This is a genomic window from Jiella avicenniae, assembly GCF_021390325.1.
Lineage (GTDB): Bacteria > Pseudomonadota > Alphaproteobacteria > Rhizobiales > Rhizobiaceae > Jiella > Jiella avicenniae.
In genome coordinates this window covers 315,572-328,716 of record NZ_JAJUWU010000003.1, presented here as the reverse complement: position 1 = coordinate 328,716, position 13,145 = coordinate 315,572, and the positions used below count along the sequence as shown (strand labels likewise).

Sequence of the window (13,145 nt, the reverse complement as noted above, 5' to 3'; positions counted from 1 at the left end):
AATATTGTCAAATCTGTAAAAGCCTACGGCTGGCCATTCCGCAGATCTTGAAGGTGTCACCCGAACGCCGCAGCCCCGATGGATTCATGCCGACCTTCGTGCCCTGCCTCAAAACAGCCCGACGGATGGTTCCGTTATGCACCTAAGCAGCTCTTTTCATTCGCTTTTCGTCAAGCTTCGGGAAGTAGTCTCGTGCTTCCATTGGGAGGTGGAGGAACGAAACCGTCGAGGGTGTCATGTCAGGCCCACAGATCATCGCGTCCATGATGCGGACCGTCATCGAATTCTTCCGGCCGAGCTACCGGCCGGAGCGCTATTACATGCGTGGACCCGGCCCTGCCTGCGCCCGCAAGACCGGCAGGACGCTGGCCGCCTGAGGCTGCGAAGCCGCGCGGGGCGCAGCCGGCGCGGTGGCGCGATGGCGCACGGCCGGAGCCTTGCCCGGGCAGGTGCCGGACGCTGATGGCCGAGAACAAGATCTTCGCCGGCCCGCGCATCCGCCGCATCCGCAACGGGCTCAACCTCACCCAGACGGCGATGGCCGAGCAACTCGGCATCTCGCCGTCCTACCTCAACCTCATCGAGCGCAATCAGCGGCCGCTGACGGTGCAGCTTCTCTTGAAGTTGTCCGAGACCTACAAGGTCGATCTCGCCGATCTTCAGGCGGGGCGCGAGAAGGGCGTCTTCTCGGAACTGAAGGCAATCTTCTCCGATCCGCTGCTCGCCGGCGAGTTGGCGGGCGACCAGGAGTTGGTCGAACTCGCCGATGCCGCCCCGAACGCAGCGGCGGGCGTCGCCAAGCTCTATCGTGCCTATCGCGAGCAGCAGACCCGCCTCAGCGACCTGTCTCAGCTTCTTGCCCGCGAAGGGCGCATGCTCGGTTCGGCCGGCACGCGGTTGCCGATCGACGAGGTCCACGAGGTCTTCGAGACGCGGCCGAACTTCTTCGCCGCCATCGAGACCGCAGCGGAGGCACTGCATGCCCGGCTGGCGCCCGGCGACGACCTGTTCGGAGCGATGCGCGCCTGGCTGCGCCGTGAGCACGAGGTCTCGGTCCGTGTCCTGCCGCTGGCGACGATGCCGCTTTGGCGGCGACGGTTCGACCGGCATTCGCGCCGGCTGTTCCTGTCGGAGCGTCTGTCGAGCGCCGACCGGACGCGCGAGACCGCCATGGAGGTCTGCCATCTTGCCATGGGCGAGGTGATCGAGGCGGAAGGTCGCACCTTCACCTTCGAGACGGACGAAGCCCGCCGGCTCGCCCGCTTCGAACTTCTGCGCTACGCCGCCCATGCTCTCATGATGCCCTATGGCGCCTTTCAGAGCGCCGCCGAGCGGGCGGCATACGACGTCGACGTGCTCAAAGGTCGCTTCCAGGTCTCCTTCGAGCAGGCGGCCAACCGGCTCACCATGCTGCAGCGGCAGGGGGCGCCGGGCGTGCCGTTCTTCATGCTGGAGGTCGACAATGCCGGCAACCGGTTCCGCCGGGCAGGCGCGCGCGGTTTTCCCCTGCAGCGCTTCGGCGGAGGGTGTCCGAAACTGCCGATTCACGCAGCCTTCGCTCAGCCCGGGCAGATCCTCGTCGAGCGGGCGGAGATGCCGGACGGAGCGGAATTCCTACTGATCGCCCGGACCCTCGAGGGTCTGTCCGGCGGCTTCGAGGAGCGGCCGCGGCGCACCGCGATCCTGATCGGCTGCGACATCGGCTTCAAGGACGAGACGGTCTATGGCCGCCATCTCGGCGACAAGGCGGCGATCCTCAGGATAGGCCCTGCCTGCCGGCTGTGCGAGCGGCAGGGCTGCCTCGCCCGCGCCGAACCGCCGCTGACCCGGCCGCTCGGCCTCGACGAAATGGTCACCGGCCTCTCGGCGTTTGACTTCCAGTGACGTGAGGTCCAAATCGGCGTCAAATCCTTTTGGTCGAGGCGGCCCCACCCGTCACCGAACCGTCATAAATCCACGTTGCGGTCCCCGGTGGCCGTGGGCGCCGGGACGATTCGGCCGCCGCGGACGGGCCGTGCGGAGCAAAGCGTAGAATCATGGACAAGCGAGTCAGCCAGCAGAATCTGAAGACGAAGGGCCTCGAGGACACGATGACGCGGGAAGGTCTCGTCGCCCGCACGGTCCAGAAGCTCGTCGACGGTGCCGAGGCGCTCAATCTCAAACACTCGGCCGTCGGCAACCCGCCGGTGTTTCCGACCGACGCCTTTCCCTGGGCGCGCGAGGTCGAAAAGGAGTGGCATCTGATCCGCGCCGAACTCGACAAGGTCCTGGTGCGCAAGGGCGACCTGCCGGCCTTCCACGAAATCTCGTCCGAGGTCCGCTCGATCTCGTCGGACAGCAACTGGAAGACCTTCTTCCTCTGCGGCTACGGCATCACCTCGGAAAACGCCATCGCCCAGTGCCCCGAGACCTGGCGCATCCTGCAGAAGATCCCGGGGCTGAAGTCCGCGATGTTCTCGATCTTCGAACCCGGCAAGCATCTGCCGCCCCATCGCGGCCCCTATAACGGCGTCTTGCGCTTCCATCTCGGCCTCATCGTGCCGGACGAGCCCGACAAGATCGGCATCCGCGTCGACGATCAGACCTGCCACTGGGAAGAGGGCAAGGCGCTGATCTTCGACGACGCCTACGAGCACGAGGCCTGGAACCACTCCGACAAGGTCCGGGTCGTCCTTTTCGTCGACTTCGAGAAGCCGCTGAACTTCCCCGCGAAGATGACCAACAAGGCCGTCCTCAACATGGCGGTGTTCACGCCGTTCATCCGTGAAGGCTACAAGGCGCACAAGAAGTGGGAGAAGCTGTTCTACGGCGAGGGCACCAAGCACCGGTGACCGAGATCGCGGCGGCCGCCGCCGCGATCGCGCGCTCTCGGCCTATCTCGGTCCGCCGCCGATGATGGCGGGTCCCTCACCAGCCTGGCGTCCCATGCATATCGCCGATCTCGCGGCGGTGATGCAGCTCGCCGGCCGCATCCATCCCGGTCTACCGGAAGACGAGGCGGTCTTCGCCGAGCGGCTGGAGCTTTTTCCGAAGGGTTGCCGCGTCCTCGTGTGCGGCGAGGGCATCGCCGGCTATGCGCTCGCCCACCCGATCCACTATCCGCATCCGCCTTCGCTCGACACGCTCGTCGGGGCGATCCCGCCGGACGCCGACGCCTTCTACATCCACGACGTCGCGATCGCGCCGGAGGCCCGCGGGCGGGGACACGCCGAGGCCGTCGTCGCGGCGCTCCTCGAAATCGCCGACGGCTTTCCCCGCGCCTGTCTCGTCTCCGTCTACGGAACGGCCGCCTTCTGGCAGCGCTTCGGCTTCGTCGCGACGGATGGAGAGGTTTCTGCCGAAAAGCTCGCCGGTTATGGCGATGATGCCCGCTTCATGGTCCGCCTGACGCAGGATTGAGCAGGTGGCGCATTTGTTCCATTTCTCGCCTCGGCCGGGCTAGGAATCGCGTCGTTTTTGCCGCTATGGTTGCCGCATGGTTCGCAGGCGCGTGATGGCATCGGGAAATGGGGTGGTGCGGATGATCGGGAGAATTCTGGCCGGGCTCGGCCTGGCGACGGCCATGATGGCGACCGCAGCTCAGGCCCAAGACAAGGTCGTCAACGTCTACAACTGGTCGGACTATATCGACGAATCGATCCTTTCCGATTTCACCAAGGAAACCGGCATCAAGGTCGTCTACGACGTGTTCGATTCGAACGAACTCGTCGAGACCAAGCTGCTCACCGGCGGCACCGGATACGACATCGTCGTCCCGACCGGCAGCTTCCTCGCCCGCCAGATCAATGCCGGCGTGTTCCAGAAGCTCGACAAGTCGAAGCTGCCCAACCTGGAAAACATGGACCCGGAGATCATGGATCGTCTGGCGACATACGATCCGGGCAACGAATACGCGATCAACTACATGTGGGGCACGACCGGGCTCGGCCTCAACGTCGAGGAAGTGACGAAGCGGCTCGGCGAAGATCAGCCGCTCGATACCTGGGCGCTCCTGTTCGATCCGAAGCTTGCCGAAAAGCTTTCGGACTGCGGGATCTACGTGCTCGATACTGCCGACGAGGTGGTTCCCGCGGCGCTGATCTATCTCGGCCTCGACCCCAATTCCGACGATCCGGACGATCTTGCCAAGGTCAAGGACCTGCTGATGGCGATCCGCCCCTATGTCCGCAAGTTCCATTCCTCGGAGAACATCCAGGCGCTCGCCAATGGCGACATCTGCATGGCCCATGGCTGGTCGGGCGACATGCTGCAGGCGCGCGATCGCGCCAAGGAAGCCGGGCAGGGCGTCGAGGTCAAATACGTCATCCCGCAGGAGGGCGCGGTGATCTGGCTCGACAACATGGCAATCCCGGCCGATGCGCCGCATCCGGAAGCCGCGCACGAATTTATGAACTACCTGATGCGGCCGGAGGTCATAGCCAAAGCCAGCAACGTCGTGAATTATGCCAGCGGAAATCTTGCGGCGAAGAAGTTCGTCGACGAGAGCATCCTCGACGATCCGGGCGTCTATCCTCCCGAGGCAACGCAGAAGCGGCTCACTGCGATCCTGCCGAAGGGACCGAAGGCGCAGCGGATCCAGACCCGCCTGTGGACCAGCATCGTGACGGGGCAGTAGGGAGGCTCATGCGAGTCGAGAATTCGGCCGCAGCGTGGCGTTCGCGGCCAACGTTTCATCGGGTGCCATGAAATCGCTCGGCAGCATCCGCCGCGATTTCGCGCCCTGGATCGACCCGGCTTCAACCCCCTTCCTGCGCTTCGAGGGCGTCACCAAGCGGTTCGGCGACTTCGAGGCGGTGGACGACCTCAGCCTGTCGATCTTCGAGAGTGAATTCTTCGCGTTGCTCGGGGCGTCCGGCTGCGGCAAGTCGACCTTGCTTCGCATGCTCGCCGGCTTCGAGATGCCGACGTCGGGGCGCATCGTCCTCGACGGCGAGGACATGGCCGGCATTCCGCCCTATCGCCGGCCGGTCAACATGATGTTCCAGTCCTATGCGCTCTTTCCGCACATGAGCGTCGAGAAGAACGTCGCTTTCGGCCTGAAACAGGAGCGGATGGCGAAGGGCGAGATGGCGGATCGCGTCGAGCAGGTGCTGAAGCTCGTCAAGCTGGAGGATTACGCCAAGCGCAAGCCCGAGCAACTGTCGGGCGGCCAGCGCCAGCGCGTCGCGCTCGCCCGCTCGCTGGCCAAGCGACCGAAGGTCCTGCTCCTCGACGAGCCGCTCGGCGCCCTCGACAAGAAGCTGCGCGAGGAGACGCAGTTCGAACTCGCGGATCTCCAGTATCAGTTGCACACCACCTTCATCATGGTCACCCACGACCAGGAAGAGGCGATGACGCTGGCCGATCGCATCGCCGTCATGGACAAGGGGCGGATCCTTCAGGTGGCCACCCCGGCGGAGATCTACGAGGCGCCGAACTCCCGCTTCGTCGCCGATTTCGTCGGCAACGTGAACGTCTTCGAGGGCACGGTGCGCTCGGCGACGGGGGACCGGGTGACCATCGAGACGAGCGGCGGCTTCGACATCGTCGCCGAGCGGGACGTTCCGGTCGAGACCGGCCAGAAGGTCTCCTACGTGCTCAGGCCGGAAAAGCTGAAGATCGCGGCAGAGCCGATCTCCGGGCCGAACGTCATGGAAGGGGAAGTCTGGGACATCGCCTATTTCGGGCCGGTCACCTCCTTCCACATCCGTCTCGACACCGGCGAGATCGTCAAGGTTGCTATGGTCAACGCCACACGGCAGTCGCCCCTGCAACTGACCTGGCACGACCGGGCCTTCGTCACCTTCGACGAGGACGCCGGCCTCGTCCTGACGCAATAGGACGAACGGGATGGGTGCCGAGCCGGCGATCGATCGAAAGCGAAGCGGCGATCCCGGAACTCGCCGCAAGTGTGGATTTGGATCGCGGGGCCTTTTCCGACGCATCGTCATCGGCGTGCCGTATTTCTGGCTCGTCGCCCTGTTCCTCGTGCCGTTCCTGATCGTCGTCAAGATTTCGCTGTCGCAGACCGCCGTGGCGATGCCGCCCTACCTGCCGACCTTCGGCGATCCTTCCACATGGTGGAGCGGGCTCCAGCAGTTCTCTTTCGACAACTACGTCTGGATCTCCAGCGACGATCTTTATTTCAATGCCTATGTGCTCAGCCTCGCCATCGCCGCGGCGTCGACGGTGCTGACGCTCCTCATCGCCTATCCGCTCGCCTACGGGATGGCGAAGGCGCCGCCCGCCTGGCGCACGACGCTTGTGATGCTGGTCATCCTGCCGTTCTGGACGAGCTTTCTCATCCGCGTCTATGCGTGGATCGCCATCCTGAAGCCGGAGGGGCTGCTCAACCAGCTGCTGATCTCGATCGGCCTGATCTCCGAGCCGCTGGTGATCCTCAACACGCCGACGGCGATCTTCATCGGCATCGTCTATTCCTATCTGCCCTTCATGACGCTGCCGATCTATGCCAGCCTCGACCGGATGGATCAGAGCCTAATCGAGGCCGCTGCCGATCTCGGCTCGCCGCCGCTGAAGTCGTTCTGGACGATCACCTTTCCGCTGTCCTTGCCCGGCGTCGTCGCCGGCTGCTTCCTGGTGTTCATCCCGGCTGCCGGCGAGTTCGTCATCCCCGACCTTCTCGGCGGTTCGCGCACCCTGATGATCGGCAAGACGGTGTGGCTGGAATTCTTCACCAACCGCGACTGGCCGGTCGCCTCGGCGGTCGCCGTGGTGCTGGTGGCGATTCTGGTGGTGCCGATCGTCGTCTTCCAGCGCCAGCAGGCGAGGATCGGCTGATGGGCTGGCGGCTGTCGAAATTCAACGTCGTCTCGATGGTGTTCGGCTTTTCGTTTCTCTACCTGCCGATCGTGCTTCTCGTCGTCTATTCGTTCAACGCCTCGCGCCTCGTCACCGTCTGGTCGGGCTTCTCGACGGTCTGGTATCGGGAGCTGTGGAACAATCGCGGCCTTCTCGACGCCGCCTGGGTGACGCTACGGGTCGGGCTGCTCTCGGCCAGCATCGCGACCGTTCTCGGCACCATGGCGGCGATCGCGCTGGCGCGCTACCGGCGTTTCACCGGCCGGACGCTGATGACCGGCATGGTCTACGCACCGCTGGTCATGCCGGAGGTGATCACCGGCCTGTCGCTGCTCCTGTTCTTCGTCGCGATCGATCTCGACCGGGGCTTCTGGACGGTGACGCTCGCCCATATCAGCTTCACCATGTGCTTCGTCACGGTGGTGGTGCAGTCGCGCCTCGTCAGCTTCGACCGCTCGCTGGAGGACGCGGCGATGGATCTCGGGGCGACGCCGACCGTCACCTTCTTCCAGATCACCCTGCCTTTGATCTGGCCCGCCGTCGCGGCCGGCTGGATGCTCGCCTTCACCCTGTCGCTCGACGATCTCGTCATCGCCTCCTTCACGACGGGGCCGGGGGCGACGACCCTGCCGATGAAGATCTACAGCCAGGTCCGGCTCGGCGTGACGCCCGAGATCAACGCCGTCTGCACGATCCTCATCGCCATCGTCTCCGTCGGCGTCATCGTCGCGACGCTGATCAACAAGCGTCGTCTGGTGCGTCAGGCCCGCAACGAGCGGCTGGCCGCCGAAGGTTGAGTTCCCGATCGCCCGTGCGGACCGCCGGTCCGTCAGTTGCCGTCGCAGCCGCAGCTTTGCGCATGGGCCTCGCCGATCGCGTCGAGCGTCCGGCCGATCGCGGCGGGGACGGAGTCGGCGCTCTCGGCCGGGCGGTGGGCGAGATAGTCGAGGATCTCGACGGAGGAGAAGCTGTCGATCAGCCGCCGCCGGACCGCGACGTCGCGGATCGGCGAGTTCGAGCCGTAGACGAGCGGTCTGAGGGCCGAGAGCCGCGCGATGACGGGACGCGCGCTCGCCCCATCCGAGCCTCCGCTTTCAATCGCCTCGGCAGCCGTCCCGGCCACGAGCGGTGCCGGCGAGGGTGTCGGGGCCGTTTCGTCGAGGGCGCCGCTGCGCCGGGCCGCGTCGATCAGGCCATCGAGGGCGGCGAGGCGAGCGGCGTCGGTGGACAGATCGATCGGCCGAGGCGCGCTCAGCGGCGGCAGGTCCGGATCGCCCGCCGATTCGCCGCTCATCGTCGCAGAGCCGACGGTGCCGGCGGTCGGGGCCGGGCCGGTTTCGGTGCCTCGCCCGGCCGCTCGGCCGGCTTGCGGCGCATTCCTCGGCGCGGCGCCATGCGCGGCCTCGCGCATCCCGAAGGCGGGTCTGAGATCGCTCCCGGCCGTCGGAGCTTGCGCCTCCGCGGGGCCGACCTGACCGCTCGCGACGGCGGGATCGGCCGGGGCAGGCGTCGGAAGCGGCACCGGGCGGAGCGCGGCGTGCGTGGCGAGGATGCTGTCGGAAGCGATTTCGGCCTGAGCCGATTCGAGGGCGTCCAGCGTCTTCCGATCGCCGCCGAACCGGGCGAGATAGCCGCGCAGGGTCTTCAGGTAGTCCGGGACGCCGCCGCACAAGAATTCGGTTTCGTCCTGGCCGAGATAGCGGCCGAGCTCGTTGCCGACCTCCTTCATCACCCAGCGCGAATCGGTGCTGACCATCCATCCGGGTCGGTTCTGCGAGCGGGCGAGCTGATTGGCCGACATCAGAGCCTTGCGGCCGTCATTGCTTTTCGGCGGAACGATGGGCGTGAAGAGCAGCCGCCCCGGCAGGGTCGGGTCCGGCTCGGCGGCGGTCTCGCGGGCTGTCTCGACCGCCTGATACTGCCCGTCCCTGATTGCCGCCAGGGCCGCATGGTATCTTCCGGCGCCGCAGCTTGCCGTGGTCGGCGTCTGGCCCGTCCGCGGCGCTGCCGGTTCACCGAGCTTGATGACGGACTGCGCTGCGAGCGGGCTCGTCGCGGCGAGAACCACGAGAGCTGCGAGCGCCGTCGCCATCGTCGAACGGACGGAGGCAGGGAGCCTCCCATCAGCGCGGGGGGAAAGGGGGGCGATAGGGAACACGGGAATTTCGGCTCGGCGCGGCATGGGCCAATTTCGCTTCATGGTCGTGATGATGGAATACATTCCGGATCTCGGCCGGATTGTGCGCTCAGGAGCTTGAGCGAGCCAAGCGGCTGGACGGCATTGCGGCTGGCCGTTCTTCCGGTGCGCCGCTTGACGGTGACGATCATTGCGTCGGCGCGGGTTCGGTGGTCACCGACGGGTCCGGCCACTGGCCCCTCATCATGAAGGCGACCGGCTTCGTTTCCGCCGAGGGCCGGCCCACCGGGAGAGAGGGAGCGGCCGAAACCGGATCGAACTTCCCGGCCATCCGGATCTCGTTCGACTTCGCGAAATATCGCCCCGCCGCCGTCAAGGTTCCGGTTTCGTTGCGAAGCTCGATCCGCTCGAGGTCGACCGTCATGCCGTCGAGCGCCAGCGCCGCGTCGAGTGTGACGAAGGGAACCGTGCCGTCCCGCGCTCCCGCAGCGAGCGGCCGCGCGCCGGGCTCGGTGAAGACGCCGGGATCGAAGCCGGAGATCGTGCCGTTGCTCGCATCGAGTTGCGCCGTCACGGAGATGCCGGACAGAACGGCGCGCCAGTCGTCGGCGGGCGCCTCGAGCTTGGCGCGTATCGCCGACCTCCCGCTGAGGCCGATCGACTCGACGGCAAGGCTCGACATCAGGCTGGCCGTATCGATGCCGCTGGCGCTGACCCATCCCTCGACCCGTTGCGGACGTCCTGCACGGGCATCGACGATGATCGCCGCCTGGCCCCGTCCGCCGAACAGCGTCGCGTCGCCGACGTCGAGTTTGGCCGTGCCGCCACCGACACTGATGACCGCGGCGACGTCCTCGAAGGGGATCGTGCCGAGCGCCAGTTCCGTCGCCGAGAGGCGGATCTCCATTTGGAGCGCGTCGGCGAAATCGATCCCCAGCGGACGCTCGAAATCCAACGGGTTGCGGGGAAAGGGGGCGATCGACCGGGCGATCGGCGTGAGGTTGAGTTCGGGGAAGGCCAGCGTTCCGCCGATCACCGGCACGCCGCTCTCCAGCCGGACCTCCATGGCGCCGCGCCCCTGGGAGCCGGCGACGCTCAGCGCCGCCTCCCGCAACTCGGCGCTCCGACCCTGGAGAAACAGGTCGCCCGCCAGGTTGATCGCGCCGAGCTCGGGAATGCGCATCGACGGGGCGAACAGCCATTCGATGCCGCGGGTGAACGACTGGGTGGAGAGCGACAGTCGTCCCTCCGCCCGGCGAAAATCCGTGATCGCGACGGTGCCGGAATAGGATGCGGTCAGAGCCGGCGAATCGAGGCTGAAATCGACGTTGCCCTGGCCGCCCTGGATCAGCGGACGGTCGCTCGAAACGTCGAGATCGACGGTCGTCGGCTGACCGTTCCAGACGAAGCTGCCGGCAAGGCGCAAGGTCTCGCCGGAGCCCGACTGGTCGATCCGGACATTGGCGTTGCTGATACCCCTCGAGCCGGCAAAGCCGGGCCCGGCGGGACGAAACAGCCCTTCGCGGATCTCGACCTCGCCGATCCCGCCGAGGCGGCCGAGCAGCGAGTGGAGCCCGGTCACGAGCCCGCTGCCGGTTCCCGCTGCGATGCCCTCGACGGCCGGTGGGGCGTCGGGGCTGCGCCATTCCGGCCGGACGAGCACCAGGCCGGAGATCTTGCCCTTGCCGGCGATGACGTCGAACAGGCTGAAATCTGCGACCAGCGTGTCGATGGTGAAGTCGTCGTCACCGAGGCGGACGTGTTCGAGGCTGAGGCGGGCGCGCGGCAGGATCGAAAAGTCGATGCGGCCGTCGATCGAAACGTTGCGGCCCGTCAGGCTCTCCAGTCGCTCGACGACCAGCGCCCGGGCGGCGTCGGACCCCAGTGCGAGGCCGGGCAGCACCGCGGCGAAGACGAGGACGAGCGCCATCGCCGCGGCGATCGCCGCCGTCTGCCAACGCCAACGCCAGAGCCTCGCGGAGGCCCTTGAGCCGTCCGCCGGTCCTCGTCTCGATGCCGGCCATCTGGGTCGCACGCCGCTGCTTCTCCCCTCGATCCCTCGATCCGCCCTTGGTAGCTGCGCCCAGGCTTCGGCGAAAGCCGGCGGCGGCATCCCCGACACGATATCCCCGGCCAGGGCAGGCGGGGATCGACGGTCGCGTTGCCTTTGTTACATGGGTATGGCACCAGCAAGGCGGTTGGAGGCAGGTTCCGTAATGAGCGACAAACCCTTGTGGACTCCCTCGATCGACCGCGTCGAGGGACATCCGATGACGCGGTTCATGCGCGCGGCGAGTGAGGCGACGGGCCGAAGCTTCGACGACTATTCGGCGCTGCATGCCTGGTCGATCGCCGATCGCGGGGCGTTCTGGTCGCTTTTGTGGGACTTTGCCGGCGTCGTCGGCGAAAAGGGTGAGCGCGCTCTCCTCGACGCAGCCTCGATGCGCGAGGACCGGTTCTTTCCCGACGCGCGTGTGAACTTTGCAGAAAATCTTCTCGCCCGGTCCGGCACGGAAGACGCGATCGTGTTCCGCGGGGAGGACAGGGTGTCCTACCGGTGGAACTGGGACGAACTCCGAGATCTCGTCTCGCGGCTGCAGCAGGCGTTCCGCCAGGAGGGCATCGTCGCGGGCGACCGAATCGCGGCGATGATGCCGAACCTGCCCGAGACCGTCGCCGTCATGCTGGCGGCGTCGTCGCTCGGCGCGGTGTTTTCGTCCTGTTCGCCGGATTTCGGCGAGCGCGGCGTTCTCGATCGCTTCGGCCAGATCGAGCCGAAGCTGCTGGTCGCCTGCGACGGCTACTTCTACGCCTCGAAGGAAATCGACATCGCCGAAAAGCTCGGGCCGATCAGCGAGAAGCTGGCGCCGCAGCGGACCATCGTCGTGCCCTATGTCGGCGACGGGACGAAAGCGGCCGCTGCCAGCCACAACGGTGTGACGCTGGCGGATCTGCTCGCGCCCCATCGGCCGGCGCCGCTCACCTTCGAGCGGCTGCCCTTCGATCATCCGCTCTACATCATGTTTTCCTCGGGCACGACGGGCGTTCCCAAATGCATCGTGCACGGGGCCGGCGGGACGCTCATTCAACATCGCAAGGAGCATCTCCTCCACAGCGGCAATCGCGAAGGCTCGCGGGTCTTCTATTTCACCACCTGCGGCTGGATGATGTGGAACTGGCTGGTCTCGGCGCTGGCCGGGGGCAGTACGCTCCTGCTTTACGACGGTTCGCCCTTCCACCCGCACAAGTCGATCGTCTTCGACTACATCGCCGAAGAGCGCGCGACCTTCTTCGGCACCAGCGCCAAATACATCGATTCCGCCCGCAAGTTCGGGCTGAAGCCGATGGAGAGCCACGACCTCGCGAGCGTCGAGGTCATCGCCTCGACCGGCTCGCCACTGTCGCCGGAAAGCTTCGACTACGTCTACGAAGCGGTGAAGGCGAACGTCCATCTCGCCTCGATTTCCGGCGGCACCGACATCGTCTCCTGTTTCGTCCTCGGCGTTCCGACGCGTCCCGTCTACGAGGGCGAGATCCAGGGGCCCGGCCTCGGCATGGCCGTCGACGTGTTCGACCCCGACGGCAAGCCGCTGCGCAGCGGCAAGGGCGACCTCGTCTGTGTGAAGGCGTTTCCCTCGATGCCGATCGAATTCTGGAACGATCCGGGCGGCGAGCGCTACACGGCTGCCTATTTCGAGACCTTTCCGGGCATCTGGGCCCATGGCGACTTCGCCGAATGGACGGAGCATGGCGGCATCGTCATCCACGGCCGGTCCGACGCGACGCTGAATCCGCAGGGGGTGCGCATCGGCACGGCGGAGATCTACAACATCGTCGAACAGTTCGAGGAAGTCGCCGAAGCCATCTGCATCGGTCAGAGTTGGGAGGGAGACGTGCGCGTCGTCCTGTTCCTCAAGCTCGCCGCCGGAGCGGAACTCGGCGACGATCTCGTCGAGCGCATCAAGAACGCCATCCGCAGCGGTGCCTCGCCCCGCCATGTTCCGGCCAGGGTGCTCGCCGTCAAGGACATCCCGCGTACCAAGAGCGGCAAGATCACGGAACTTGCCGTGCGCGAGGTGGTCGAGGGCCGGCCGGTGAAGAACAAGGAAGCCCTGGCGAACCCCGAAGCCTTAGGGGAATTCGAGCGGCGGCCGGAGCTGTCGATCTGAAAGGGGGCGCCGCAGCGCCCGAGCTTCACCGCCATGGA

At 66.3% G+C, this 13,145-nt stretch carries 11 protein-coding genes; 9 read left to right on the top strand and 2 right to left on the bottom strand.

Annotation, left to right across the window (positions count from 1 at the left end; translation table 11 throughout):
* Nucleotides 1-236: 236 nt before the first annotated feature.
* The 8 genes from LZD57_RS03740 to LZD57_RS03705 all read left to right on the top strand — a co-directional run bounded on the left by LZD57_RS03740 (nucleotide 237) and on the right by LZD57_RS03705 (nucleotide 7,598).
* A complete protein-coding gene (locus LZD57_RS03740; RefSeq protein ID WP_233717773.1) occupies nucleotides 237-377 on the top strand; it encodes a hypothetical protein in 141 nt (46 codons plus the stop codon).
* A gap of 85 nt (nucleotides 378-462) precedes the next feature.
* Nucleotides 463-1,884 (top strand): helix-turn-helix domain-containing protein, encoded by a 1,422-nt coding sequence (locus tag LZD57_RS03735; protein WP_233717772.1) that lies wholly within the window; start codon nucleotides 463-465, stop codon nucleotides 1,882-1,884.
* A 152-nt stretch (nucleotides 1,885-2,036) separates the two neighbouring features.
* On the top strand, nucleotides 2,037-2,831 hold the full coding sequence (locus LZD57_RS03730; protein WP_233717771.1) for an aspartyl/asparaginyl beta-hydroxylase domain-containing protein: 795 nt from the start codon (nucleotides 2,037-2,039) through the stop codon (nucleotides 2,829-2,831).
* 94 nt (nucleotides 2,832-2,925) lie between these two features.
* Nucleotides 2,926-3,399: a GNAT family N-acetyltransferase gene (locus LZD57_RS03725; protein WP_233717770.1), complete on the top strand. Its 474-nt coding sequence runs from the start codon at nucleotides 2,926-2,928 to the stop codon at nucleotides 3,397-3,399.
* A 121-nt stretch (nucleotides 3,400-3,520) separates the two neighbouring features.
* Nucleotides 3,521-4,615 carry a polyamine ABC transporter substrate-binding protein gene (locus LZD57_RS03720; RefSeq protein ID WP_233717769.1) on the top strand — a complete coding sequence of 365 codons (1,095 nt, stop codon included), beginning with the start codon at nucleotides 3,521-3,523 and terminating at the stop codon, nucleotides 4,613-4,615.
* 67 nt (nucleotides 4,616-4,682) lie between these two features.
* Nucleotides 4,683-5,819 carry an ABC transporter ATP-binding protein gene (locus LZD57_RS03715; protein ID WP_233717768.1) on the top strand — a complete coding sequence of 379 codons (1,137 nt, stop codon included), beginning with the start codon at nucleotides 4,683-4,685 and terminating at the stop codon, nucleotides 5,817-5,819.
* 10 nt (nucleotides 5,820-5,829) lie between these two features.
* Complete coding sequence (locus tag LZD57_RS03710) at nucleotides 5,830-6,780, top strand: ABC transporter permease (RefSeq protein ID WP_420844732.1); 951 nt, start codon at nucleotides 5,830-5,832, stop codon at nucleotides 6,778-6,780.
* Nucleotides 6,780-7,598 carry an ABC transporter permease gene (locus tag LZD57_RS03705; RefSeq protein ID WP_233717767.1) on the top strand — a complete coding sequence of 273 codons (819 nt, stop codon included), beginning with the start codon at nucleotides 6,780-6,782 and terminating at the stop codon, nucleotides 7,596-7,598. Before LZD57_RS03710 ends, LZD57_RS03705 begins: the two co-directional genes overlap by 1 nt.
* A gap of 32 nt (nucleotides 7,599-7,630) precedes the next feature.
* Here the strand turns inward: LZD57_RS03705 and LZD57_RS03700 are convergent, their stop codons facing one another.
* Entirely contained in the window at nucleotides 7,631-8,893 is a 1,263-nt protein-coding gene (locus LZD57_RS03700; protein ID WP_233717766.1) for a hypothetical protein, read from the bottom strand.
* Between the two features lie 232 nt (nucleotides 8,894-9,125).
* The gene (locus LZD57_RS03695) at nucleotides 9,126-10,868 is read right to left on the bottom strand and encodes an AsmA family protein (protein WP_233717765.1); all 1,743 of its coding nucleotides are present in this window, start codon (nucleotides 10,866-10,868) and stop codon (nucleotides 9,126-9,128) included.
* Nucleotides 10,869-11,154: 286 nt separating this feature from the next.
* Between LZD57_RS03695 and LZD57_RS03690 the strand changes: the two genes are divergently transcribed.
* The gene (locus tag LZD57_RS03690; protein WP_233717764.1) at nucleotides 11,155-13,107 is read left to right on the top strand and encodes an acetoacetate--CoA ligase; all 1,953 of its coding nucleotides are present in this window, start codon (nucleotides 11,155-11,157) and stop codon (nucleotides 13,105-13,107) included.
* Nucleotides 13,108-13,145: the final 38 nt, after the last annotated feature.